Annotated in this window: 22 protein-coding genes; 10 read left to right on the top strand and 12 right to left on the bottom strand. The window is 45.4% G+C overall.

Annotated features, from left to right (window positions below; translation table 11 throughout):
• Positions 1 to 21 precede the first annotated feature (21 nt).
• Positions 22 to 1,344, bottom strand: coding sequence for a Xaa-Pro dipeptidase (gene pepQ / locus RA178_RS00110; RefSeq protein WP_219252095.1), 1,323 nt, complete (start codon positions 1,342 to 1,344; stop codon positions 22 to 24).
• Between the two features lie 490 nt (positions 1,345 to 1,834).
• Between pepQ and fadB the strand changes: the two genes are divergently transcribed.
• The 6 genes from fadB to RA178_RS00080 all read left to right on the top strand — a co-directional run bounded on the left by fadB (position 1,835) and on the right by RA178_RS00080 (position 10,931).
• Entirely contained in the window at positions 1,835 to 3,985 is a 2,151-nt protein-coding gene (gene fadB / locus RA178_RS00105) for a fatty acid oxidation complex subunit alpha FadB (RefSeq protein WP_306684010.1), read from the top strand.
• 22 nt (positions 3,986 to 4,007) lie between these two features.
• Positions 4,008 to 5,171: an acetyl-CoA C-acyltransferase FadA gene (gene fadA / locus RA178_RS00100; RefSeq protein WP_014609502.1), complete on the top strand. Its 1,164-nt coding sequence runs from the start codon at positions 4,008 to 4,010 to the stop codon at positions 5,169 to 5,171.
• Positions 5,172 to 5,414: 243 nt separating this feature from the next.
• Positions 5,415 to 6,581 (top strand): diguanylate cyclase domain-containing protein, encoded by a 1,167-nt coding sequence (locus tag RA178_RS00095; protein ID WP_113941402.1) that lies wholly within the window; start codon positions 5,415 to 5,417, stop codon positions 6,579 to 6,581.
• A 175-nt stretch (positions 6,582 to 6,756) separates the two neighbouring features.
• Positions 6,757 to 7,002 (top strand): sulfurtransferase TusA, encoded by a 246-nt coding sequence (gene tusA, locus RA178_RS00090; RefSeq protein WP_105250817.1) that lies wholly within the window; start codon positions 6,757 to 6,759, stop codon positions 7,000 to 7,002.
• Positions 7,003 to 7,052: 50 nt separating this feature from the next.
• Complete coding sequence (locus tag RA178_RS00085; RefSeq protein WP_168827597.1) at positions 7,053 to 7,499, top strand: MOSC domain-containing protein; 447 nt, start codon at positions 7,053 to 7,055, stop codon at positions 7,497 to 7,499.
• 243 nt (positions 7,500 to 7,742) lie between these two features.
• The gene (locus RA178_RS00080) at positions 7,743 to 10,931 is read left to right on the top strand and encodes an amidohydrolase family protein (protein ID WP_306684008.1); all 3,189 of its coding nucleotides are present in this window, start codon (positions 7,743 to 7,745) and stop codon (positions 10,929 to 10,931) included.
• 171 nt (positions 10,932 to 11,102) lie between these two features.
• On the opposite strand, the gene RA178_RS00075 is transcribed toward RA178_RS00080, so the two are convergent.
• Positions 11,103 to 11,693 carry a DNA-3-methyladenine glycosylase I gene (locus RA178_RS00075; protein WP_306684006.1) on the bottom strand — a complete coding sequence of 197 codons (591 nt, stop codon included), beginning with the start codon at positions 11,691 to 11,693 and terminating at the stop codon, positions 11,103 to 11,105.
• A 117-nt stretch (positions 11,694 to 11,810) separates the two neighbouring features.
• Between RA178_RS00075 and glyQ the strand changes: the two genes are divergently transcribed.
• Together glyQ and glyS are read left to right on the top strand one after the other, a co-directional pair.
• Positions 11,811 to 12,716 carry a glycine--tRNA ligase subunit alpha gene (gene glyQ / locus RA178_RS00070; protein ID WP_006084781.1) on the top strand — a complete coding sequence of 302 codons (906 nt, stop codon included), beginning with the start codon at positions 11,811 to 11,813 and terminating at the stop codon, positions 12,714 to 12,716.
• A 10-nt stretch (positions 12,717 to 12,726) separates the two neighbouring features.
• A complete protein-coding gene (gene glyS, locus RA178_RS00065) occupies positions 12,727 to 14,796 on the top strand; it encodes a glycine--tRNA ligase subunit beta (RefSeq protein ID WP_306684004.1) in 2,070 nt (689 codons plus the stop codon).
• Positions 14,797 to 14,898: 102 nt separating this feature from the next.
• On the opposite strand, the gene RA178_RS00060 is transcribed toward glyS, so the two are convergent.
• Positions 14,899 to 15,939, bottom strand: coding sequence for an HDOD domain-containing protein (locus RA178_RS00060; protein WP_306684002.1), 1,041 nt, complete (start codon positions 15,937 to 15,939; stop codon positions 14,899 to 14,901).
• Between the two features lie 333 nt (positions 15,940 to 16,272).
• Here RA178_RS00060 and RA178_RS00055 point away from each other — a divergent pair, with 333 nt between their 5' ends.
• Positions 16,273 to 17,193, top strand: a complete 921-nt coding sequence (locus RA178_RS00055; RefSeq protein WP_306684001.1) for a 5-oxoprolinase subunit C family protein — start codon at positions 16,273 to 16,275, stop codon at positions 17,191 to 17,193.
• Between the two features lie 93 nt (positions 17,194 to 17,286).
• Here the strand turns inward: RA178_RS00055 and RA178_RS00050 are convergent, their stop codons facing one another.
• Genes RA178_RS00050 through RA178_RS00035 form a run of 4 tightly spaced genes read right to left on the bottom strand, consistent with a single transcriptional unit; the run spans position 17,287 to position 19,532 of the window.
• Complete coding sequence (locus RA178_RS00050) at positions 17,287 to 17,622, bottom strand: c-type cytochrome (RefSeq protein ID WP_173496103.1); 336 nt, start codon at positions 17,620 to 17,622, stop codon at positions 17,287 to 17,289.
• Positions 17,619 to 18,002, bottom strand: a complete 384-nt coding sequence (locus RA178_RS00045) for a cytochrome C (protein WP_306683999.1) — start codon at positions 18,000 to 18,002, stop codon at positions 17,619 to 17,621. The genes RA178_RS00050 and RA178_RS00045 overlap by 4 nt, the downstream gene beginning before the upstream one ends.
• Positions 18,002 to 19,228 (bottom strand): sulfite oxidase, encoded by a 1,227-nt coding sequence (locus RA178_RS00040; protein ID WP_168827620.1) that lies wholly within the window; start codon positions 19,226 to 19,228, stop codon positions 18,002 to 18,004. The genes RA178_RS00045 and RA178_RS00040 overlap by 1 nt, the downstream gene beginning before the upstream one ends.
• Before the next feature lies 1 nt (position 19,229).
• Positions 19,230 to 19,532 carry a c-type cytochrome gene (locus RA178_RS00035; protein ID WP_306683997.1) on the bottom strand — a complete coding sequence of 101 codons (303 nt, stop codon included), beginning with the start codon at positions 19,530 to 19,532 and terminating at the stop codon, positions 19,230 to 19,232.
• 238 nt (positions 19,533 to 19,770) lie between these two features.
• Here RA178_RS00035 and RA178_RS00030 point away from each other — a divergent pair, with 238 nt between their 5' ends.
• Entirely contained in the window at positions 19,771 to 20,433 is a 663-nt protein-coding gene (locus RA178_RS00030) for a glutathione S-transferase family protein (protein WP_306685439.1), read from the top strand.
• Positions 20,434 to 20,545: 112 nt separating this feature from the next.
• Here RA178_RS00030 and gyrB read toward each other — a convergent pair whose 3' ends face one another.
• From gyrB to dnaA, 5 genes are read right to left on the bottom strand one after another with little or no spacing between them, the layout of a single operon-like run.
• Positions 20,546 to 22,963, bottom strand: coding sequence for a DNA topoisomerase (ATP-hydrolyzing) subunit B (gene gyrB / locus RA178_RS00025; protein ID WP_113941413.1), 2,418 nt, complete (start codon positions 22,961 to 22,963; stop codon positions 20,546 to 20,548).
• A 16-nt stretch (positions 22,964 to 22,979) separates the two neighbouring features.
• Positions 22,980 to 24,062: a DNA replication/repair protein RecF gene (recF, locus tag RA178_RS00020; RefSeq protein ID WP_306683996.1), complete on the bottom strand. Its 1,083-nt coding sequence runs from the start codon at positions 24,060 to 24,062 to the stop codon at positions 22,980 to 22,982.
• On the bottom strand, positions 24,059 to 24,289 hold the full coding sequence (locus tag RA178_RS00015) for a hypothetical protein (protein WP_147250508.1): 231 nt from the start codon (positions 24,287 to 24,289) through the stop codon (positions 24,059 to 24,061). Before RA178_RS00015 ends, recF begins: the two co-directional genes overlap by 4 nt.
• On the bottom strand, positions 24,264 to 25,364 hold the full coding sequence (gene dnaN / locus RA178_RS00010; RefSeq protein ID WP_105250803.1) for a DNA polymerase III subunit beta: 1,101 nt from the start codon (positions 25,362 to 25,364) through the stop codon (positions 24,264 to 24,266). Before dnaN ends, RA178_RS00015 begins: the two co-directional genes overlap by 26 nt.
• Positions 25,365 to 25,383: 19 nt before the next feature.
• The gene (gene dnaA / locus RA178_RS00005; protein ID WP_006083826.1) at positions 25,384 to 26,772 is read right to left on the bottom strand and encodes a chromosomal replication initiator protein DnaA; all 1,389 of its coding nucleotides are present in this window, start codon (positions 26,770 to 26,772) and stop codon (positions 25,384 to 25,386) included.

Raw genomic sequence — 26,772 nt, 5'->3', positions numbered from 1 at the left:
GCCCTAATCTATTTTCAAACATCAATCGGCTAAGCCGAGCTCACGGGTCATATTCTCGTTTCTATCTTGATGCACTATGACGTTATCTTCGATACGAATACCGCCAAAAGGCCTTAACTCATCAACGGTTTGCCAGTTGATCTGCAGGCCACGACTATCTTGTTTAAGCTCATTAAGCAAAGTATCTATGATGTATAACCCAGGTTCCATAGTCAGTACTTGGTTTGGCGCTAAAATGCGGGTGCAGCGCAAGAATGGGTGGGCCTCGGGCGCCGCGATATGGGTACCGCGCTCATCGTGGGAGAAGCCACCCACGTCATGCACTTGTAAACCTAACATGTGGCCTAAACCATGGGGGAAGAAAGCACTGGTAATGCCTTGATCAACCAAACCTTGGGCATCCCCCGTGGCTAAATCAAAATCCAATAGCATTTGCGCGACTTTAGCGTGAGTAGCTAAGTGTAAATCAGGATAACGCACGCCGGGGCGCATCATGTCGATAAGCTCAAGCTGCGCCTTATTCATCGCAGCGATCAACTCATCGAAACGATTCTTCTCGAATGCATAGGTTCTAGTGATATCAGACGCATAGCCAAAGTAACTCGCGCCCGCATCGATAAGAAAAGACAAACGTTTCGCGGGGCTTTGATGCTCAAGCGCGGTGTAATGCAAAATCGCCGCATTTTGATTAAGAGCGATAATATTGCCGTAGGGCACTTCATTTTCGCTCTGGCCCACGGCAGATAAATAATGCTGTTGGATCTCGAACTCACTCGCACCGTTATAAAACGCATTTTTAGCCGCCAAATGTCCCTGCACCGCAATTTGGTTGGCGCGGCGCATACACTCCAATTCATATTCAGTTTTAGTGGTTCTGTGGTAATGCAAATAGCTCATCACAGCATCGGGATTGCGACTGGTAAAACCCAGCACTTCGGCTACATCTAAATGCTCACCCAAATAAGCCCAATTAACTGTGTCTTTAGGTAACAGCTCAGCGACCTTATCGGCCTTAGTTAACAGCTTAATATCAAAATGCTCGGTCCAGAACATATCCGGCACATCGGATACTTTGTGCCAAAAATCCACAGGACGATAAAAAATCAGCTGCGGCTTATCGCGACCATTGACGACTAACCAGCAATTCGGATTATCCAACACTGGCAACCATGCCTTGAAGTGCGGGTTTGCTTTAAAGGGATAATTGATATCATCCAAAAACATCCGATGCGGCTGACCCGAATGGATCACTAAACCAGACAAGGCTTCTCGAGACAAAATCTCTGCGACTCGGCGGTTTAACTCGGCAATATGGGCACAATAGTGATGAGCCAACTGATCCATTTGTCATCTCCTGCAATGAATAAAAGTTAATATTATGAGCCAAATTTGCCCACATAATCTTAATCTGATCATGAACAACAGATTCAATCAAAACGTTAAACTGTCACTCAATCTAAAATACATGGCTGCTCAATAAAGAACATTAAAGCGATAACATCATGATTATTTTTAATAATTCTATTCAACCCTAGCATTGCTACAGCGTTTAAACGTCTAAGGAAAACAGCCACAAAGACCTATTTATCCACAAAGTGATTTAACGCATTCTAGGTGTTCTACACTCTGTGCAGTGTATCACAAAGGTGAAAAATCACTCTAGCCGACAAGAAATTAAACAGTCGTTTAAATTGGGTGTTGTAATTTATCGAATTTCGAAGCACACTGGCACACAACTGGTCAAATGATGGCCGAAGCTGCTGTGAGATAGAGAGTCGTACTAGCACCAACACATAATGGTGGGTATCACTTTTAAGCCAAAAGGAAGCAAGCAATGATCTACCAAAGTCCTACAATTCAAGTTGAGTTACTCGAGGATAATATTGCCAAGCTGTGCTTTAACGCACCCGGTTCGGTGAACAAATTCGACAGAGAAACCCTCGCTTCGCTCGATGCCGCATTAGACAGCATCAAGCAAAATTCCAATATCAAAGCGTTAGTGCTGACCTCAAGTAAAGATACCTTTATTGTGGGTGCCGACATTACCGAATTTTTAGGCCTATTCGCACAAGATGACGCCGTACTGCTCTCTTGGGTTGAACAAGCCAACGCTGTCTTCAACAAACTCGAAGACTTACCTTTCCCAACAGCATCTGCAATCAAAGGCTTTGCCTTAGGTGGCGGCTGTGAAACCATTCTGGCAACGGATTTTCGTATCGCAGATACCACAGCCAAAATCGGTTTACCTGAAACTAAACTCGGCATCATCCCAGGCTTTGGCGGCACAGTTCGTCTGCCACGTGTGATTGGTGCAGATAACGCACTTGAATGGATCACCACAGGTAACGACCAACGCGCTGAAGATGCACTGAAAGTCGGTGCTGTGGATGCTGTGGTTGCGCCAGAAGCATTAGAAGCGGCTGCGATTCAAATGCTCAAAGATGCTGTTGCTGAAAAGTTGGATTGGCAAGCGCGTCGTAACCGCAAGCTGTCTGCACTAACACTGCCAAAACTTGAAGCTATGATGTCATTCACCACAGCTAAAGGCATGGTGTTTGCTGTTGCGGGTAAACACTACCCTGCACCAATGGCCGCAGTAAGCGTGATTGAGCAAGCATCGACTAAAGGCCGCACCGAAGCACTCCAAATCGAGCATCAAGCCTTTATCAAACTGGCTAAAACTGACGTAGCTAAAGCGCTTATCGGTATCTTCCTTAATGATCAATTCGTTAAAGGCAAAGCGAAAAAAGCGGGTAAATTAGCCAAAGAAGTGAAAAACGCTGCCGTATTAGGTGCTGGTATTATGGGCGGCGGTATCGCCTACCAAAGCGCCAGCAAAGGCACACCGATTGTCATGAAAGACATTGCCCAGCCAGCATTAGATTTAGGCCTCAATGAAGCCGCCAAACTGCTGTCTGCCCAAGTTGCTCGTGGTCGTTCAACGCCAGAAAAAATGGCCAAAGTGCTGAACAACATCACGCCTTCATTAGATTATGCTGCGCTCAAACACAGTGATGTCGTCGTTGAAGCCGTTGTTGAACATCCAAAAATTAAAGCACAGGTTTTAGCCGAAGTTGAAGGCTATGTGAGTGAAGATGCAATTATCGCGTCAAACACCTCAACGATTTCAATCAACTTGCTCGCTAAGAGCATGAAGAAACCTGAGCGTTTCTGCGGTATGCATTTCTTCAACCCAGTGCACAAAATGCCGTTGGTAGAAGTTATCCGTGGTGAGCACAGTTCTGAAGAAACCATCGCCTCTGTTGTGGCTTACGCCAGCAAAATGGGCAAAACCCCAATCGTGGTAAACGATTGCCCAGGCTTCTTCGTTAACCGCGTACTCTTCCCTTACTTTGCAGGCTTTAATGGCTTACTTGCCGAAGGTGGCGACTTTGCTGCAATCGACAAGGTAATGGAAAAACAATTCGGTTGGCCAATGGGCCCTGCTTACCTGCTCGACGTAGTGGGTTTAGACACAGGTCATCACGCCCAAGCCGTTATGGCTGAAGGTTTCCCTGATCGAATGGGTAAATCAGGCACTGATGCGATTGATGTGATGTTTGAGAACAAACGTCTTGGCCAGAAAAATGGCAAAGGTTTCTATGTCTATTCCGTCGATAGCCGTGGCAAGCCGAAGAAAGATGTCGATCCAACAAGCTACGGTCTATTGAAAGCTGCCTTTGGCGAGTTAAAAGCCTTTGAAGCCGATGACATTATTGCTCGTACTATGATCCCTATGATCATCGAAACCGTGCGCTGTTTAGAAGAAAGTATTGTCGCATCACCAGCCGAAGCGGATATGGGCCTAGTTTATGGCTTAGGTTTCCCGCCATTCAGAGGCGGCGTGTTCCGTTATTTGGATACCATGGGTGTCGCAAACTTTGTAGCCTTAGCAGACAAATATGCTCACTTGGGCGGTCTGTATCAAGTCACAGATGCAATGCGTACATTAGCAGCCAATAACGGTAGCTACTACCAAGCCTAATTAGCGGGAAAGGAATTTAATCATGAAACAAGCTGTTATCGTAGACTGTATTCGTACTCCGATGGGCCGCTCAAAGGCTGGCGTATTTCGTAATGTACGTGCAGAAACTCTGTCTGCCGAATTGATGAAAGGTCTGTTGCTGCGTAATCCGCAACTCGACCCAAACCTAATTGAAGACGTGATTTGGGGTTGTGTGCAACAAACCCTAGAGCAAGGCTTCAACATTGCCCGTAATGCTTCACTATTAGCCGGCATTCCAAAGACCGCTGGCGCAGTGACGGTTAACCGCCTATGTGGTTCGTCAATGGATGCTATCCATCAAGCGGCGCGTGCGATTATGACTGGCATGGGCGACACCTTTATTATTGGTGGCGTAGAACACATGGGCCATGTGCCTATGAGCCATGGTGTCGACTTCCACCCAGGTCTTGCTAATAACGTGGCAAAAGCCTCTGGCATGATGGGCTTAACCGCTGAAATGCTGGGTAAACTGCACGGTATTACCCGTGAACAGCAAGATGCTTTTGCAGTACGTTCTCATCAACGTGCTTATGCTGCGACGATTGAAGGCCGTTTTGCCAAGGAAATCTATGGCATTGAAGGTCACGATGCTAACGGTGCCTTAATTAAAGTCCTGCAAGACGAAGTGATCCGCCCAGAAACGACTATGGAATCTCTAGCAGCACTGCGTCCGGTATTTGATCCAGTCAACGGTACTGTCACTGCGGGTACTTCTTCTGCACTGTCTGATGGCGCTTCAGCCATGTTAATCATGGAAGAATCTAAAGCGCGCGCACTTGGCTTGCCGATTCGTGCACGTATTCGCTCTATGGCGGTTGCGGGTTGTGATGCGGCGATCATGGGTTACGGCCCAGTTCCTGCCACGCAAAAAGCGCTGGCTCGTGCCGGTATCACAGTTGCCGATTTAGATGTGATTGAACTTAACGAAGCGTTTGCTGCTCAGTCTTTACCTTGTGTGAAAGATTTAGGTTTAGCGGATGTGGTTGACGACAAAATCAACCTCAACGGCGGCGCGATTGCACTAGGTCACCCACTGGGTTGTTCAGGTGCGCGTATCTCTACGACGCTGATCAACTTGATGGAAGACAAAGACGCGACCTTAGGTTTAGCGACTATGTGTATTGGTTTAGGCCAAGGTATCGCCACCGTGTTCGAACGCGTTTAATTCGTTAATCAAATAATCATCAAAGCCGGAACTTGTTCCGGCTTTTTTATGCCAAATCTTCTGCCATCATAAATATTAATATTTCTCATTTCTTCTGCTGTTCATTTGAAAATCAGTCCGTTATCGACTTAACTACAAGGGCATTACTGGCTATTGTGGACGACAACAGGCAAGCAATCATCAGCCAAATCTAGGCAGTGTAGTGCAAGGATGCAATTCGTTGTTTTACCAGAGGAATGCCAGATGCTACAAACGGAACAGACCCTTTTCGAACAAATGCGGATCACTGAGCTGGAGATCGAGTCTCGTAAGGCGCTCTTCTCTTTTACTGGGGCGGACGTAAAGGCACTGCAATCCTTTAAGCCCATCATTGAAGAAAACATAGATAAAATCGTCGACGACTTTTACGGCTTACAAACCAGTGTGTCAGAAATTGCGCTCCTGATTGGAGACTCAGACACCCTTGCCCGCCTACGTACCGCACAGAGAAGATATGTGCTTGATTTATTTAATGGTGTTTATGATCTTGAGTACGTAAACAATCGCCTGCGGATTGGGTTAGTCCATAAACGCATTGGTGTTGAGCCCAAACTTTACCTGTCTGCGGTGCACACACTCAAGGAGTTGATCTATGCCGTGATCAACGGCTCAGTACAAGATGTACGTCAAGCCGAACGTATTCGAGCCGCAATTGATAAACTGGTGCTGTTTGATGTCACACTAGTATTCGATACTTATATTCGCAGTTTAGTCTCCGAGATTGAGAACGCTAAAGATAAGGCCGAGAAATATGCCCAAAGCATGGAAAGCAAAGTCAAAGAGCGAACACAGCAGTTAGAAGAACTCTCGCAAACCGATCCCTTAACAGGTTTGCTCAATGTAAGGCACTTGCAAGAAACCGCAACTCGCATACTCAGAGCTGCCCAAAGACGCGCCGAGCCCGTATGTGTCATCTATTTAGATGTAGATGATTTTAAATTATTTAATGACACTCAAGGCCATAGATCAGGTGATGAAGTACTTTGTGCCGTCGCAAAAGCGATTAAAGAAACCACTCGTGCTGAAGATCATTGTTTTCGATATGGTGGAGATGAGTTCTGTATCATCATGCCTAACTGTCGTGAGGAACAAGCTCGAGAGAATTTCATCACTCGGTTTAATCAAAAAATAAAACTCAGTCTAAACAATATTTCCTTAAGTTTTGGCATTACAGATACTGGCCCCTATGAATATGAAGAAGCCAATAGCTTAATTCATAAAGCCGATCAAAAAATGTATAGCTACAAACGGGCGTCCAAATTGCAGCAACAAACTATGGCAGCTGCAAATGATTTAGCACCAGAGAATAGTACAGCTGTTATCCATCCAATCTCTCAATCTCAAAGCGCTGCTGATAAAGCCGTTGAGTAATGTTAATTACCATAAGCCATAAGTTTGTTCCACGTGGAACATTTTATCTCTAGCTTTGGTAACGACAAAAAGCACACCAATCAAACCACATCACAAATTGCGACCGCCAACTTGGTTTATCATGGGGGCTGGAGTAACATTAGCTAATTCTGCTTAACCGTTCAGTAGAGGTAATATGAACGACGCTTTCTCAACAGCACAGCATAGACTCGATGCACTTGGCTTACGTTGCCCAGAACCTGTAATGATGGTGCGTAAAACGGTAAGACAAATGGCTGCAGGCGAGACACTGCTGATCATTGCCGATGACCCTGCAACGACACGCGATATTCCAAGCTTCTGTGAGTTTATGGATCACACCCTTATCGCCAGCGAAACGGCTCAGACGCCATACCAATATTTGATCAAAAAAGGACTTTAAGTCGTATCGTTTTAGCGACTTAATCATTAAAAAAGGATGTGAGGGGAACTATGCCAAAACTGCTGGCAATTGCCTATAAAACTGTAAAGCGCGGCCCAATGAATGAGGTTCTCTGTGCCAATGTCACCCAGTTAAATGGTGTAGAGAAAGATGTATTTGGTCGTCCTGGCAAACGCCAAGTCACTGTGCTTTCCAAACTACAATGGCAACAAGCCTGTCGTGCTATCGAGGCAGAATTACCTTGGACGACTCGCAGAGCAAATCTGCTCGTTGATGGTCTGGTATTTAGCAGTGCAGATGTTGGTAAACATTTACAGATTGGTGAGTTACTACTTGAAATTACAGGTGAGACCGATCCCTGTAAAAAAATGGAAATTGCACATGTCGGTTTAGAAGCCGCACTCACCCCAGATTGGCGAGGAGGTGTTACATGCAGGGTATTAAATGATGCCATGATCCACCTAGGTGATGAGATAGCAATTTTCTTTCCTAGCTAATCCAATCAGCCTATCTCAGCTAGTTCTCCATACTCCTCTATAAATGAACCAAATAACTTGGTTCTATTTCTGTTGTCCCAATCCTAATATAAATATCAGCTTTCTAGCTCGAACATCAATTGAAACAGTATTTACGTTTTCCTTCCTATCTATTTATGCGATAACTACACCAAGTATTAACAAAACTTTATCTTGTGATTAATACCGATCATGTAGCCCATAAGAACGATAACAGGAAGTGACATGTTTAACTCTAAACTTACCCCGCTTTATATTGCCCTCACTCTTGGGATGAATACCCTCGCAGTTAACGCCACAGAAACGAAAGAATCGACTTGGAATGTTAACGCTCCAGCGAATGCTCCCTTAGTGCAAGTAAAAGTTGATGTTAATGAAGGCACTTGGATGAACTTAAGTGTCAGTCCAGATGGTAAGCATATCGTCTTCGACTTACTCGGTGACATCTACCAAATTCCAGTAACAGGCGGTGAAGCTAAGCCATTGGCCCAAGGCATAGCTTGGCAGATGCAGCCCGTCTATAGCCCAGATGGCAAGCACATTGCTTTTACGTCCGATGGCGATGGAGGTGATAACATTTGGATTATGGATGCCGATGGTAAAAACCCAAGAACCGTCACCCAAGAAACCTTCAGGCTACTAAACAGTCCAGCGTGGAGCCCAGACTCCCAGTATCTGGTTGCCCGTAAGCACTTTACCGCCAGCCGCAGTTTAGGTGCGGGCGAAGTGTGGCTATACCACGTTGCGGGTGGTGAAGGCGTTAAATTGACCGAACGTCCTAATGATGAGAAAGATTTAGGTGAACCCGCGTATTCACCCGATGGTCGCTATATCTACTTTAGTCAGGATGACACGCCGGGTAAAACATTCCATTACTCAAAGGATTCGGTCAACGGTATCTACAAAATCAAACGCTACGATACTCAAACTGGTGAGATTGAAGTATTAATCGAAGGCACGGGTGGCGCGATTCGGCCAACGCCGAGCCCAGACAGCACTAAGCTCGCCTATATTAAGCGCGATGATTTTCAATCTTCACTCTACCTGCTCGACCTTAAGTCTGGTGAAACCACTAAACTGTTTGGAGAGCTAGACCGTGATATGCAAGAGACTTGGGCGATTCATGGCGTCTACCCGACAATGGCGTGGACTCAAGATAACAAGGATATTTTCTTCTGGGCGAAGGGAAAGATTAATCGTCTGAATGTTGCCAGTAAAACACTCACAGATATCCCCTTCAGCGTAAAAACTGAGTTAGCCATACAGCCCTCGGTGCGCTTTAAGCAAGATATCGATAAAGACGTTTTCGATGTAAAAATGCTACGTATGGCGCAAGTCTCACCGGATGGTAACAAAGTCGCCTTCGAAGCACTGGGTAAGATTTGGTTAAAATCCTTACCCGATGGCAGAATGTCACGCTTGACTGAGCTAGACAAAAATATTGCCGAACTTTATCCCCAATGGTCGCGCGATGGTAAAAATATTGTTTTCACCACGTGGAATGACCAAGACCAAGGCACAGTGCAAATGATTAGCGCCAAAGGTGGCAAACCTAAGCAGCTAACATCTGATCCAGGAAAGTATGTCGAACCCACCTTTTCACCCAATGGTGAACTCGTAGTGTATCGTAAAACTCAAGGCGGTAACCTCACACCAAGAACTTGGTCGCAGGAACCTGGGCTATATAAAGTCGATATAAAAGGTAAACAAAATAGCAAGATCAGTGCCGATGGCTATCAAGCTCAATTCGGTGCTAATGCCGATCGCGTCTTTTTTATGAATAGCAGCGAAGATGAAACGCCGCAGTTATCATCCATCAACTTAGACGGCTTCGATAAACGGGTTCATTACAGCAGCAAACATGCAACTGAATTCAGGGTTTCACCCGATGGTGAGCAACTCGCCTTTGCTGAACGCTTTAAAGTTTGGGTAACACCTTTTGCAAAACACGGTGAGACAGTTGAGATTGGCCCCAATGCCAGCAATCTACCCGTAAGCCAATTGAGTGCCCGTGCGGGCGAAAGTATCAGTTGGAACAGTAAAAACGACCAACTATATTGGACTCTTGGCCCCGAGCTGTACCAAGCCAAGGTTGACACTCAATATCGCGACAAAAATGAAAAGGCACAACCAAGCATTATCGATTTAGGCTTTACCGAAAAGGCCGATGTTCCACGTGGAACAATCGCGTTTGTCGGTGGTAAAGTGATTACGATGGAAAATGACCAGGTGATTGATAATGGTGTGGTCATAGTCAAAGACAATCATATTGTCGCCGTAGGCGATGCCAATGTTGCGATTCCTAAGGATGCGCAGATCATCGACATCAAAGGCAAATCCATTATGCCAGGACTATTCGATGCCCACGCCCATGGACCGCAAGCGGATGATGAAATCGTGCCACAACAGAACTGGGCGCTGTATTCAGGCTTATCCTTGGGTGTCACCACGATTCACGATCCCTCGAATGACACCACAGAAATCTTTGCCGCATCTGAGCAACAAAAAGCAGGTAATATTGTTGGCCCACGAATATTCTCCACCGGCACTATACTTTATGGTGCCAATGCGCCTGGCTACACATCGCACATAGACTCACTAGATGATGCCAAATTCCATCTTGAACGCCTGAAAAAAGTTGGAGCCTTTAGCGTAAAAAGCTATAACCAACCGCGCCGCAATCAGAGACAGCAAGTCATAGCCGCAGCACGTGAACTCGAAATGATGGTCGTGCCTGAAGGTGGCAGCTTGCTGCAACATAATTTAAGCATGGTCGCCGATGGACATACTACGATTGAGCACTCACTCCCCGTTGGTTCAATCTATAACGATATCAAACAGTTTTGGAGCCAGACTCAAGTTGGTTACACGCCAACCTTAGTGGTTGCCTATGGTGGTATTTCTGGTGAAAACTACTGGTATGATAAAACCGATGTGTGGGCACATCCACGTCTATCCATGTATGTGCCAGCCGATATTTTGCAAGCGAGATCAATGCGACGCCCCCATGCACCAGAGAGCCACTACAATCATTTCAATGTTGCTAAGGTGGCTAACGAGCTCAATAAGTTAGGTGTTCACCCTAATATCGGCGCTCACGGCCAACGTGAGGGTTTAGCAGCACACTGGGAAATGTGGATGTTTGCCCAAGGCGGCATGAGCAATATGGAAGTGTTGAAAACGGCCACCATTAATCCAGCGACGACCTTTGGCATGGAGCGGCAACTCGGTTCTATCAAAGAAGGTAAGCTCGCAGACTTGATCGTTATTGATGGTGATCCATTAGCCAACATTCGTGTCACCGACAAAGTCACTCATACTATGGTCAATGGTAAGTTATTTGATGCAGAGACTATGAATGAACTTAATGGGGATAAAGCACAGCGTAAGCCGTTTTTCTTTGAGAAACTCTAAGGGCTACTTTCAAGTCTAAGGAGAATAGCTTTCCTGTTGAGACCGTTTAAGTTTAACAAGATGAGTTCCAGCGAAGCTCAAAAAGCATGTTCCACGTGGAACATGCTTTTTTGTATTTGGATACTCTACAAGAGTTTTCTTTAATATCAGTCAGCTCAACGATTAATGATTCTAGTGGCTATGCTCAACACAAGAATCGACACAGGCCTGATAAGCAATACACTCGACAAGGTGATCGTTCACCATACCCACCGCCTGCATAAAGGCATAACAAATGGTTGGGCCGACAAAATTGAATCCGAGTTTCTTCAACGCTTTTGACATGGCTTCAGATTCTGGTGTTTGTGCAGGAACCTGCGACATTGCCGTAATCTGATTAACTATGGGTTTTCCGCCCACAAAGCTCCATAAAAATGCAGAGAAATCCTTCCCATCTGCAGTATAGGCTAAATAACCTTTAGCATTCTTGATGATAGAGTTCACCTTCAAGCGATTGCGCACTATACCGGGATTCAACATGAGCTCCTCTACCTTCGCCTCATCGAAAGTCGCAATAATCTCAGGTTCAAAATTAGCAAAGGCCTGTTCATAGTTTTGTTGCTTCTTCAGGATAGTTATCCAAGATAATCCGGCCTGTTGACCATCTAAACACAACTTAGCAAACAGCTCCTTTGGATCATAAACAGGTCGCCCCCACACGTTGTCGTGATACTCACGATACAAGGGATCATCACTTACCCAGCCACAGCGGATCTCTTCCATGGTATATAACCTTATTGTTTTAATTAAGAAGGTAAAAAATAACCTACATAAGCAGATATCTACAAGGTATAATCGAACCCATTTTCTATTCAGGCTGACGGCAGTAGACAAGTAGACATGACGACAAAACACGACGTAAAAACATTTCAGGGTTTCATTCTCACCCTGCAGGAATATTGGGCACAGCAAGGCTGTGCAATAGTTCAACCTCTAGATATGGAAGTCGGTGCTGGTACATTCCACCCACAAACTTTCCTACGCTCTTTAGGGCCTGAACCTATGAGCAGTGCCTATGTGCAGCCATCGCGCCGCCCTACGGATGGTCGTTACGGTGAAAACCCTAACCGTCTGCAGCACTACTACCAATTCCAAGTCGTGTTGAAGCCTTCACCTGACAATATTCAAGAGCTATATTTAGGCTCACTACAAGCACTGGGTATTGATACTCAAATCCACGATATCCGCTTTGTAGAAGATAACTGGGAATCACCAACACTAGGTGCTTGGGGCTTAGGCTGGGAAGTCTGGCTTAATGGCATGGAAGTGACTCAGTTTACTTACTTCCAACAGGTCGGCGGCATCGAATGCAGCCCAGTCACAGGTGAAATCACCTATGGCCTAGAGCGTCTGGCCATGTATATCCAAGGCGTAGATAGTGTTTATGATCTCGTATGGACCGATGGTCCACTAGGCCTAATCACCTATGGCGATGTGTTCCATCAAAACGAAGTCGAGCAATCGACCTATAACTTCGAGCACGCCGATGTGGACTTTATGTTCACCCTGTTCGATCAGTGCGAAAAAATGTGTCAGCATTTATTGTCGCTAGAAAAACCTTTACCTCTGCCCGCCTACGAGCAAGTGATGAAAGCCTCACACGCCTTCAACCTGCTCGATGCCCGCCATGCCATTTCAGTGACTGAACGTCAGCGTTACATCTTACGTGTTCGTACTATGGCGAAAGCGGTCGCTGAATCTTATTATCAGGCACGCGAAGCGCTTGGCTTCCCAATGTGTAAGTAGAGGTAAAAACATGAATTTTGAAAACTTACTCATAGAGTTAGGTACGGAAGAATTACCCCCTAAGTCACTGCGTAAACTGGCTGAATCCTTTTTAGCTAACTTTACTGAAGAACTCACCAAAGCCGATTTAGCGTTCAGCTCAGCCGTTTGGTACGCAGCGCCACGTCGTCTGGCAATTAACGTCACTGAACTTGCCCTTGCGCAAGCTGACAAAGTGGTTGAGAAACGTGGCCCCGCCGTGAGTTCAGCATTCGATGCTGAAGGCAAACCGACTAAAGCCGCTGAAGGTTGGGCACGTGGTAATGGCATTACCGTTGAGCAAGCCGAACGTTTAGTCACAGATAAAGGCGAATGGTTAGTCCATAACGCCAAAGTTGAAGGCGTCGAAACCAAAAGTTTGATCGCCGCTATGGCGCAACGTGCCCTCGATAAATTGCCCATTCCTAAGCCAATGCGTTGGGGTAATAATAAAACCCAATTTATTCGCCCCGTTCATACTGCCACTATCTTGTTAGGCAGTGAGTTGATTGAAGGTGAATTGCTGGGTATTAAATCGGCGCGCACTGTTCGCGGTCACCGTTTTATGGGCCTAAAGCAGTTTGAATTAGCCCATGCTGATCACTACCTTGCCGACCTAAAAGAAAAAGGCAAAGTCATCGCCGATTACGAAAGTCGTAAAGCGTTAATCAAAGCCGATGCCGAAAAAGCCGCGGCTAAGATTGGTGGCACAGCGGATATCGAAGATAGCCTGCTTGAAGAGGTCACCTCTTTGGTTGAATGGCCTGTGGTATTGACCGCTAGCTTCGAAGAAAAATTTCTAGCCGTACCGTCTGAAGCTTTGGTCTATACCATGAAAGGCGACCAAAAATACTTCCCAGTCTTTGATGATGCAGGCAAGTTACTGCCAAACTTTATCTTTGTGGCCAATATCGAATCTAAAGATCCCGCGCAAATTATCTCTGGTAACGAGAAAGTCGTTCGTCCACGTCTTGCCGACGCCGAGTTCTTTTTTAATACCGATAAAAAACACACGCTGGAATCGCGTTTACCAAGTCTTGAAACCGTCCTGTTCCAACAGCAGCTCGGTACCTTAAAAGACAAAGTGAATCGTATTTCTGCCCTAGCCGCCTTTATTGCCGAGCAAACTGGCGCGAATGCGGTTGATGCAGCTCGTGCAGGTTTGTTATCTAAAACCGATTTGATGACCAAGATGGTGATGGAGTTTACCGACACTCAAGGCACTATGGGCATGCACTACGCCCGCCTCGATGGTGAAACCGAAGCCGTTGCGGTTGCAATGGAAGAGCAATACAAGCCTAAGTTCTCTGGCGATACAGTGCCTAGTGCTGGTGTATCTTGCGCAGTCGCATTAGCAGACAAGCTCGATACTTTAGTCGGTATCTTTGGTATTGGCCAAGCACCAAAAGGCGCAGCCGATCCCTTTGCCCTACGCCGTGCCGCCATCGGTGTGCTGCGTATTATCGTTGAGAACAAACTGCCACTGGACTTAGTAACGCTGATTGCTAAAGCTCAGGAGCTCCACGGTACTAACTTAAGCAACGCCAATGCAAGCGACGAAGTGTTAGAGTTCTTAATGGCTCGCTTCCGCGCTTGGTATCAAGATAAAGGTATTGGTGTTGATGTGATCTTAGCCGTGCTAGCACGTCGCCCAACACGCCCAGCTGATTTTGATAGTCGTATCAATGCGGTATCACACTTTAGAAGCCTAGAAGCTTCTGGCGCACTTGCAGCAGCGAACAAACGTGTATCTAACATTCTGGCTAAGGTTGAAGGCGCTTTACCGACAACGATCAATGCAAGTTTGTTGACCGAAGCCGCAGAGCAAGCATTGGCGGCCAAATTGAACGAGCTGCAACCGCAATTGGCGCCTTTGTTTGCCAATGCCGATTACCAACAAGCCTTAACCTTGTTAGCTGCCCTACGTGAAAGCGTGGATCAGTTCTTCGAAGATGTAATGGTTATGGCGGATGATGAAGCTTTGAAAAACAATCGTTTAGCATTGTTGAATAATCTACGCGAGCAGTTCCTGCACGTAGCGGATATATCACTACTGCAATAACGATACTAAGGTTTTTTAAATTATCGCTTTATAAAAAAACGCGCTCAATAGCGCGTTTTTTATTGTCCTGATTTCTTATACCAAACGTATTAAATTGCCCAATCAGAACTGCAGCAGTTTTTGATGTAAGCTATCAAATTGAGTTTGATCTAAGTTAACTTGCTGCAGTAAATTCGCCAGTATCTCAGGGGATAATTGCCCTGCTTGATGCAGCATAGAAATCTCGCTAATCACATTCGCCCGCCATACCACTGAGGCGAGCCCCGCTTGCGGGCGCGAGTTCACACTGGCAAGCTTGTCTAATTCTGTTTCAAAGGTATTGGGTAACTGCCAATGCTTAGCAAGCAATGAACTCAAGGTTAACGATTTCGTCGTCATCACTTGTCTAAATAATCCAGAATTAGGCTGTTCTCCCGGCTCTGCCTGTACAAACGCATCGAGTAGCATTTTAAAAATGGCCAACTTGCCGACATCGTGTAATAGGCCCAATAAAAAAGCCGTATCTTGATCTTCATCGCTTAACTCACTGGCAAGAAAAGCAACCTGCATCGAATGGCGCCAAATTTCAGCCCCAAAACGACGAAAATAGATTGGTTTGATATCCAACATTTCACGCACTAAACAAGTGGTGACAAATTTTCTCAACTGTTCGCGCCCAAGCTGTACCAAAGCCTGCTGTAAACTGGTGATATCCCTATCGCTACGTTTAAACGCGGGAGAATTACACAGCTTAAGCACCTCAATACTCAGTAAAGGGTCTCGCTCAATAAGCGCTAATAGATCCTTAATATCAAACTGAGGGTCGGACAATTTACGATCTAACTCCAATACCTTTGACGGCAGCTTTAACACTTTTTCGGCGATGACTTGTGGCGATGCTAAGGCCTGCTCTATCTCCGCCATGACTCTACGTTCAAGATTATTCGCTACACCGCCAGTGTCCTTAACCCGTGTCGGAAATAACAAACTATAAAAGAGTGCAGATAAATCGACAGATACCACGCTAATGTCTTCGAGAGGTTTAGCTGGCTTTCGCGCAGGTTCAAGCGACTTACCTAAGTCCGTCGTTGAAAAACTTTTGGGTCTCTCAACGGTCGCCGTATCGCGAATATTAAAGAGTTTATTAAAAAGTGATTTAATCAAGAAGCATCAACCTGTCATTATAAATAATTGTTAAAAAGTCAGTTAAATATTGCCCATCATAAATCCATTTTGATCAGCTCAAGCCGTGTATTAAGACATTGTAGACAGGCTAATACTTAGCTTAAGTGTAACATATTCAATTCATTTCGGACTTCTTCTATCCCACCATTACTGCTTTTACAAAGACAATCTTGGTTACAAGTTGAAACCTCAAAAAACTTACATTTCAGCATCATTTAACTGACAATATGCCTACCATTCCTAAAGGGATACATATTTTGTCTCCCTTTAATTGATTAACAATCTACTCGCGAGCTAACAACGGAAAATTTGATGATCGAGGTAATAAAAGCGGGTGCACTAACCACAGTTCAAGATATCGGACGCATGGGATATCGACATTTAGGCGTAACCCAAGCTGGTGCCTTAGATAGACCTGCACTGTGTTTAGCAAACCGCCTACTCTCAAATCCAGACAATACACCCGTACTGGAATTGACCTTCGGCCAATCGATTTTTTTGTTTAAACGTGATGCTTGGATTGCCTTAACCGGTGCCGATTTCGATGCCCGCATAGACAATAAACCCATAGTTTGCGGCTGGCGTTACTTTATTAAGGCAGGACAAAAACTCAGTCTTAGAGGGGGGAATAAAGGCATGCGTGCCTATGTTGCGATTGATGGCGGCGTTAAAGTGCCGTTAGTGATGGATTCTGCTGCTACTGATTTAACCTCAGGTATCGGTGGATTTCATGGTCGCGCATTAGAAGCTGGCGATAACCTGACCTTAGGTTCAGCTCATCCACTAAGAAGGCAGGTTGGCGCAATTCAAAAAAGCTGGAATGGGCATATTCGCGCACTCGCAACAAAGCACACCCAAGCCTTCTCGTTGAAATCGCAGCAAACATTCTGGCAAACACAGTGGCAACTTTCGGCAGAAAGCAATCGTGCAAGTGCAATACTCAACGGGGAAATATTGACCTTAGCAAAACCATTTCCCGTTCAATCCCATACAGTCAAGCCCGGAGTCATTCAAGTGTCAGCTTCGGGGCAACCTTTAGTGTTACTTGCCGATGCTAAGACCACCAGCAATCATCCTCAAATCGCCGTGATTATTGAAGCCGATCTATGGAAACTCGCGCAAACTCGCCCTGGGCAGACAGTTAAATTCGAATTGGTTGACGATGAACAAGCCGCAACGGCGCAAGCAGAATGGCATGACTACTTCTATCGACTACAACGTAGCCTAGGTTAACGAACCACTACATAATCAAATCTACAAAATATCACCCCGTATTCCCTACTAAACCCTATATCGGTTTAATTCAAATAACACACTATGCTCGCGCTAATTCGCACTTAGGTTCGGTGTAACTTGCTGGCTATAAAACAGCGCCACATCTTGTAATTGCTCAGAGCTTAACGCGCTGACTTGTGATTGCATCAAAGGATCGAGTCGTAAACCGGTTTTAAAATCGACGAGCTGTTTATTAAGATAAGCTAATTTTTGTCCCTTTAAGTTTGGGAATTGCTTGGCCATAGCGATCACCGCATTGCCATGGCATGACTCACACTGTGCCGTAGCCAATGCCTGACCTCGCTCTATATCTGATTGATAAACCTCTCCATTAACCTCTGTGGATAAGCCACATAGCGCAATTAAACTTATGATAATCGCTTTCATTTTGGTTCCTTAGGGAAAGGGTTAACTAGCACAGGCTGCAGGCTCGGTTCTAAAGGTAGACGTCTGAAGATCGTCATATCCATTTCAGCCTGCCCATAATGAGTGCTTAGATAACTCAAGGTCGGCTCCCAAGTATCCGACAAGTCCCATAAACCCTGAGTGTCTATCATCCACTGCAAAGTCTCTTTCCAAAAGGCTTTATCACCGCGATTTTGGGTAACTATCATACTGGTATGGCAGGCATTACATTGATAATTCACTAACTCCCAGCCAGGAGCCATGATCAAACCCGATTTAGGGTCCACTGGATACTCAGCAGCTAGCGAAATACTGGATGCCACTAACCCAAGCAATATCAGTTTATTGATATGTGACTTCATCACACCACCCTAACGGCAATACGGTGGCAGCCGTTAAACATATATCCCTTAGGATTCCATTGCGGTTGTACGACAGGCTGACTATCACCTTCACTATCGGTCGCTTTGGCCCAGATTTCATAATAGCCCTGCGACGGTAATTGCAATTCAATCTTCCATTGCTGCCATGCTGTTATGTTTTTAGGTTTTTCTAATTCAGCGGCAAACCAACGGGTGCCATAATCGTAACTGACTTCCACCTTAACCACTTCCCGTAATCCCGCCCAAGCATGGCCTGCGATAGTCATCTTTTGACCCACAGCTAATTCGGTTCCAGATTGGGGTTGAGTGATCAATGACTTCACTATCATTTCTTCAATGATTTTATAGTCTTTATCATCAACAGACTCACCTGGCGCTATCGGATATTTAGGGAGTTGATACGCTGGTGCTTCCATTTTATGTCCATCATGGACTTTATTACGCACACTGATCCCCGTCGCTGCTTTTTGCGAAACGGATCCTGGCCGTCCACCAAACACAATACGTAAGGGATATCCATGTAGATAAGGAATGTCCTCACCATTCATCGACCATGCAATAAGCCCAAGCTCTTCGAGCGCCGCCTTTATTGGTACGCCGCGTGAAATCGCCTCACCTTTGCCGCTCAAATGCCGATCAACACCGTGATGGCCTGTGTAAACAGCATCAGCTTTAATACCGCAATCCTTAAGCACATCACTCACTAAGACACCTGTCCACTCAGAACAAAATACGCCGGCATTATTCCATTGATTGCCTTTAGTGCTAGGAAAGAAGCCTGAACGGCTATTACCACCACATTCAATCAGTAACTGCAATGTGTAATGCTTAAAACGGCGCTTAAGTTCATCAATTGTGTAGGTTTTTGGGGTGATAACAGACTCACCATCCACTTGAAAAGTCCAAGTTTTAGCATCTAACGCCTTAAAGTCAGGCACTATGCCATTCCAACGGATAAACGAGGCATCGGCAGGCGTCACAGCTGGAGCGAGCTTATGCTCCGGCGGAAACGCATTAAGTGGATGAGTGTTTAACACTTTGAAATAACTCGGCAAGTCCTCACCCTTAGTCCAAGTTAATGCTGATATATCCAGAGGAATGACCTCTGCGGGAAGCTGATCGGCAAATACCCACTTAACGGGTAAGGCAGATAAAACAGAAGTCGCTACCGCACCTTTAATAAAAACCCGACGATTAAGATCCATATTATTTATCCTTTCCGAGGTAAAAGTAATCCGCCATCAGCTGCATATCAGCCTCAGTCAAGAGTTGGGCGACTTTAGTCATAGTGGGATCTTGGCGATCCCCCGTCTTAAAGGCTCGCAGTTGCTTCAATAGGTATTCTGAGTTTTGCCATCCGATGTTAGGAATATGCTCAAAACGACTCACACCGGACTCGCCATGACAGGCCTTACACATATTCAATAACTTATTTGCCTCATCGGCGTTTGCCACCGCCGATAGCATAAAAATCAGTGCACTTACGGGGTAAATCACTCGCTGCCACATCCATTTATCTCGCCAATTAGCCTTTATCTCGACAGAATCCATCGAACAAAGTAATTAAGATATGGTTAAATTATCTCAATGCTGTGGGTCGTTTAAATTCAATAAAAGTGACTCGTAAGCTCAAGAGAAATGAAGCGTATTAGCGGATGTAGAAAGGGTAAAATATTCATTAGTCATAGGTGAAATGAGTCCATATAGTAGCTTTGCAGAAACACTGCATTTCACTCAAGGACAAACAATGGATCTTTATATCGGCAATAAAAATTACTCTAGCTGGTCACTGCGAGCTTGGTTAATGGCCGCAAAATCTGGCGTGCAGTTCAACGAAGTATTACTGCAACTCGATACCGACAGCTTCTATCAGCAACTCAAAGCCATTTCGCCGACGTTAAAAGTACCGACATTAGTCGATGGTGACATTACGGTATGGGATTCACTATCAATTTGTGAATACCTCAATGACACCTATCTTGCCGGTAGCGCATGGCCGCAAGATACTAAACAAAAAGCCAAGGCTAGATCGATTGCCAGTGAAATGCATTCAGGCTTTAATGCCGTGCGTAACGCTCTACCAATGAACATACGCGCGAGGCGCTATGTTGAGCTCACTGATGCGGTCCGCAAAGACATTGAGCGCATCGATGCGATTTGGTCTGCACAGATGGCCGAGTTTGCCCCATCACATGCCGAAGGTACTTGGTTATTTGGCCAATGGTCGATTGCCGACATGATGTTTGCCCCTGTGGTTATGCGTTTTCTTACCTACGATATTGAAGTCTCGCAGGCAAGCCGTGCCTATATGCAGCATGTGATCAGCTGTCCGGAAATGCAGGCGTGGATTAATGCGGCTAAAGCAGAGACTGAAATTGTTGCAGCGGATGAAGCGGGTATTGATCGATAAAGAGATAAATCATAGAGATAAAAAAGGGAAAGCCTTGGCTTTCCCTTCATCATTCAAGTACTAACGCGTGTCACTTAACACGCATTACACGTCTAATATTATACATCTAGCATTAAACGTCTAAGTTAGCCACGTTCAATGCGTTAGCTTCGATGAACTCACGACGAGGTTCAACTTGATCACCCATCAAACAAGTGAACAACTGATCGGCACCTACGGCATCATCAATCGTGACTTGCAACATACGGCGTGATTCAGGATCCATTGTAGTTTCCCACAATTGCTCTGGGTTCATCTCACCCAATCCTTTATAACGTTGAATGTATAAACCGCGTTTGGCTTCAGAAATCGTCCAATCTAGCGCTTCGAGGAAGCTGCCGACTTCTTTAACACGATCGCCGCGTTGTACATAGCCGCCTTCTTCAATCATGCCATCTAACGCCGCACCTAACTTACCGATACGTTGATAATCGCTTGATTGGAAGAAGTCATAAGTAAACAGATAGTTAGTATCGATACCGTGCTTACGAATGGTGATCTTAGGCAGATACACTTTACGCTCAGGATCGAGAATCGGCTCAGCAGAATACAGTACACCGCTGTTTTCCATTTCCACCAGCTCATGGATAAAGGCATCGATCCACTCTTTCATCTTGCCTTCATCGGCCAACATCTCGTTGGTGATCATTGGATGGTAAAGCATACGGTTAGTAATGTGCGTTGGATAGCGCTGCTCTAAACGAGCCACAATGGCTTCCACTTCACGATACTGAGTCACTAAACGCTCTAACGGCTCACCTGACATACCAATCGCACCTTGCGTTGGATACACAACAGTGCCATCCAATGCTTGAGTCGTGAGGTATTGAGTCAATGCTGGCTCATCTTTCAAATACTGTTCTTGCTTGCCCTTTTTCACTTTAAATAAAGGCGGCTGAGCAATATACACATAACCACGTTCAATCAATTCAGGCATTTGACGGAAGAAGAAGGTCAACAGCAAAGTACGAATGTGCGAGCCGTCGACGTCAGCATCCGTCATGATGATGATGTTGTGATAACGGGTTTTATCTGGGTTATATTCGTCGCGACCAATACCACAGCCAAGTGCCGTGATCAGTGTGGCCACTTCTTGAGAAGACAACATCTTATCGAAGCGGGCCTTCTCAACGTTTAGAATTTTACCTTTCAGTGGCAGAATCGCTTGGTTCTTACGGTTACGTCCCTGCTTAGCGCTACCGCCAGCAGAGTCACCTTCCACTATGTAAATTTCTGAAAGACCAGGATCTTTTTCTTGGCAATCAGCCAGCTTACCTGGCAAACCACCTAAATCGAGTGCGCCTTTACGACGGGTCATTTCACGAGCTTTACGCGCCGCTTCACGGGCACGGGCCGCATCGACAATCTTACCGACGATCAACTTCGCATCAGCTGGGTTTTCCAGCAGATAATCGTTCAGCTTCTCACCCATGGTTTGTTCAACCGCGGTTTTCACTTCACTAGAAACCAGTTTGTCTTTGGTTTGCGAGCTGAACTTAGGATCTGGCACTTTAACAGAGATAACGGCAGTCAAGCCTTCGCGGGCATCGTCGCCAGTCGCGCTGGTTTTGCCTTTCTTGTTATAGCCTTCGTTTTCCATGTAGCTGTTGAGGTTACGTGTCAACGCACTACGGAAACCGACTAAGTGAGTACCACCATCACGCTGTGGGATGTTGTTGGTAAAACAGAAAATATTTTCTTGATAACCGTCATTCCACTGCATAGCCACTTCAACGGTAATGCCATCTTCACGCTCTTGCATAAAGTGGAATACATCTTTGTTGACTGGGGTTTTGTTACGGTTCAGGTAATCGACGAATGCGCTAATACCGCCTTCGTATTTAAAGAATTCATTTTTATTGTCGCGTTCATCAACCAGACGAATACCCACGCCTGAGTTAAGGAAAGACAGTTCACGCACACGCTTTGCCAGAATTTCAAAGTGAAACTCAACATCGCTGAAGGTATCTTCACTTGGCCAAAAACGGATTTCGGTACCAGTTTTAGTCGCGTCACCAATCTCTTTGATCGGCGCATCAGGTACACCGTGAGTATAAAACTGCTCGTATACTTTGCCAGCACGACGAATGGTCATTTGCAGCTTTTTAGATAAAGCGTTTACAACCGATACACCCACGCCGTGGAGACCGCCAGACACTTTATAGGAGTTATCGTCGAACTTACCGCCGGCATGCAATACCGTCATAATAACTTCTGCCGCCGATACGCCTTCTTCCTCATGGATAGAGACCGGGATACCACGGCCGTCATCCTTAACAGAAACCGAACCATCTACATGGATAGTAATCGTAATATCGCTACAGTGGCCGGCTAAGGCTTCATCGATAGAGTTATCGACTACTTCGAACACCATATGATGTAGACCCGTACCGTCGTCGGTGTCACCAATATACATCCCAGGTCTCTTACGTACTGCATCAAGGCCCTTAAGGACCTTAATACTCGAAGAATCGTAACTATTCTCTGACATATTATTCTCTCAATGGTTATTCAATTACCGTTACACGTCCCTGTTCCACATGAAACATCCTACTGGGAGGCGTGTGTAACGAATCGACTATTGCAGCAGGATCAATGGCGGTCACAAAAACTTGTGCTCCGGTATCCGTTAACTGCTTAAGCAATAGCTGCCTATGCTGTGCATCCAACTCGGACGGAAGATCGTCCACAAGATAAATACTGTTTTTATCTATTTGTTGTTTGAGCAACTTTCCCTGTGCAATACGCAGTGCACAGACTAATAATTTCAATTGACCACGGGACAGGGCATCCTGCGCCGGCAAAGTGCCTACACGAAGTCTAAGGTCAGCTTTATGGGGACCGCTGACGGTATGACCTGTGGCCAAATCTCTGGAATATTGGTTTTCGAGTAGTTCTGCAAAATCCGTTTTACTATCCCAGCCGCGCGTAAATGAAACCTTCACATCTACACTCGGTAAAAACTCCCCGATTATACCCTTAAGTAGCTCATTTAACGAGTCTACATAATGGTTTCGTATTTCGGTGACCTGCTCGGCATAGCGCACAAACTCTTGGTCCCAAAATTGAATATGACTGTAAGCTGAACTGTTCCTAAGTAATTGATTTCTTTGCTTAAGAACGCGACGAACATTCGTCCAAGCGCCATAAAACTGTGGGTCAGCATGAAATGCGCCCCAATCAATAAATTGTCGACGGGATTTTGGGCCTTCAAACAGTAAAGAAAAGCTTTCAGGTGTGATCACTTGAATAGGTAAAGCTTCGGCTAAGGTCGACAGACGTTTGACTTTTTCGCCGTCGATTTTCACTTCCGTCTCACCATTGCGAAATCGGCGTAAACCAATTTTACTGTCACCGCGCGCTAAATTTAAAGTCGCAAATAGCGTTAACTTATCGTCATCGTGATTAATCACTCGTTGGGATAAATGACTGCGAAACGAGCGCCCCATACCGAGGAAATAAATGGCTTCTAAAATACTGGTTTTTCCGCTGCCATTTTGACCATAAATCACGTTAATCCCAGGTGCTGGGATTAACTGTGCGGACTGAATGTTGCGAAACGCTTCGATATTGAGACGGGTCAGGCTCATGCATTACTCATTAAGCCGCGTAAACGGCGTAGGCAAGGATTCATAGCACTTAACGAGCAACTCAATCGCTGCCACAGGCTAAGACTATCAGTAAATGAGTGAAGGAATGGCCAATGCTGTGCATTAAACACTGTGCCGCCGTTAAGCGGCATAGACATCAAAGACAGAGGTACAGACACGGGTAACGTAAAAATCGATGGTTTATAAGCGCATCGGCATAACCACATACATGGAATCTTCTTCCAAATGGTTTTCGATTAGGGCGCTGGAGTTACCATCAATGAGCGTGATACGCACATCATCGGACTTAAGGTTGTTGAGCACGTCCAGTAAGTAACTGACGTTAAAACCAATTTCTAAGGCCTGATTGTTGTATTCCACATCGATGATTTCTTCCGCTTCTTCCTGTTCAGGGTTATTAGCGGTGATCTTGAGCAGACCATTTTCGAGTTGAATACGCACACCACGGAATTTTTCATTGGATAAAATAGAAGCCCGCGTCAGCGCTTGCTTCAGGTGATTACGACTCGCAATCACAATTTTATCACCGCCCTTTGGCAATACACGGCGATAATCAGGGAAGCGACCATCGACTAATTTACTGGTAAATACTGTGTTAGCCGTGGTGGCACGAATAGCATTATCACCAATAGCAATGGTGATATCGAGATCGTCAGACTCCAATAAGCGCGCCATTTCAATTACGCCTTTACGAGGCACAATGACTTGTTTTTCCGGTAATTGTGCTTCAATCGTACGATGACTTAAGGCTAAACGATGGCCGTCGGTCGCTATCGCACGCAACACATTACCTTCAGTTTCAAACAATAAACCGTTGAGGTAATAGCGTACATCTTGGTTAGCCATTGAAAACTGCGTCGAGTCGATAATTGACTTCAACACGCCCTGCTTCAAGCTAAATTCAATCTCAGCTTGGAAGGCTTCAACGTTGGGGTATTCTTCTGCGGGCAAAGTCGCTAAGGAAAAACGGCTACGACCTGAACGCAGCAACCATTTATTATCTTGTTGTTCGACTTTCAGTTCGCTTTGTTCTGGCAAAGACTTAACAATATCGAGCAGTTTCTTCGCCGGAACCGTAGTACGACCTTCTTCGATATCACCGTGAACCACTGCTTGGCCCACGAGTTCGACTTCTAAATCTGTACCAGTCAGCTTAAGTGAGTGACCACTTACTTCTACAAGGAGGTTAGACAAAATGGGCAAGTTATGGCGTCTTTCTACCGCACCACACACCAATTGCAACGGCTTTAATAGGGCATCCCTATCAATTGAGAATTTCATCGTGTCCAAATTCCTTGTTTTAAGAAGATAAGGTTCTAATCAAATTAGCATAATCTTCTTTAATGTCGTGGCTCTCTTCCCGTAGCTGAGCAATCTTACGACAGGCATGCAACACTGTGGTGTGATCTCGACCACCAAAAGCATCACCAATTTCCGGCAAGCTTTGGTTAGTTAATTCTTTGGATAACGCCATTGCAACTTGCCTTGGGCGCGCGACACTGCGTGAACGACGCTTAGACAACATATCAGCCATCTTGATCTTGTAGTATTCAGCTACGGTTTTCTGAATATTGTCTATAGTGACTAATTTTTCTTGAAGTGCCAAGAGGTCACGTAAGGCTTCACGAACAAAATCAATAGTAATTGGCCGACCCGTGAAGTTAGCGTTGGCGATAACGCGGTTTAATGCCCCTTCTAGCTCGCGTACGTTTGAACGTAAACGCTTAGCAATAAAGAAAGCCACTTCATCGGGCAAGTTAATGCCGCTCTCTTGAGCTTTACGCATCAAAATCGCTACGCGGGTTTCTAACTCTGGTGGCTCAATTGCCACAGTTAAACCCCAACCGAAACGCGATTTCAATCTGTCTTCAACACCGTCGATCTCTTTTGGATAACGATCTGAAGTCAAAATAATTTGGTGATTTCCTTCAAGCAACGCATTGAAGGTATGGAAGAATTCTTCTTGGGATCTGTCTTTATTGGCAAAAAATTGAATATCATCGATAAACAAGGCATCGACGCTACGGTAATAACGTTTAAATTCTTCGATCGCGTTGTTTTGCAGCGCTTTAACCATGTCCTGGACAAAACGCTCGGAATGCATGTAAACCACTTTGGCATTAGGATTATTTTTAATGATCCCGTTACCGACAGCGTGCAACAAGTGAGTCTTACCTAGACCTGTTCCGCCATATAAAAATAGTGGGTTATAAGCACCACCCGGATTTTCAGCCACTTGTAACGCCGCAGCCTTACCTAATTGGTTAGACTTACCTTCTACGAAGTTATCAAACTGGTAGCTCGGATTAATGTTACTGCGGTGATTCGCGTTCGCCATAGGCTCGGCTTGGACATTAAACGTCGTGCCTACCGTCGCTTTAGTTTGGGTATTCGCTACACGAGTTGGCGCAATCGGTGCTGGAACACTAGGCTTTTTCGCCGAAGGACGACTACCTATATCGAAACGCAATTTAGGCGCGTCGCTACCCATTTGCTCAGTAAAGAACTGATTAATGATATTGATGTACTTATCTCTGACCCAATCAAGCACGAAGCGGTTGGGCGCATAAAGCACCAGAGTATCTCCATCCATTTCGGCTTGTAACGGTCTGATCCACATACTGAACTGCTGAGCAGAAAGCTCATCTTGCAGTCGTCCGATACATTGTTGCCAAAGTGAAACAGCCAC

Origin of the sequence: Shewanella oncorhynchi, assembly GCF_030848765.1 — a bacterium.
Lineage (GTDB): Bacteria > Pseudomonadota > Gammaproteobacteria > Enterobacterales > Shewanellaceae > Shewanella > Shewanella oncorhynchi.
Note: the sequence above shows the minus strand (reverse complement) of the source record. Positions and strands in the feature narration are given on the sequence as shown.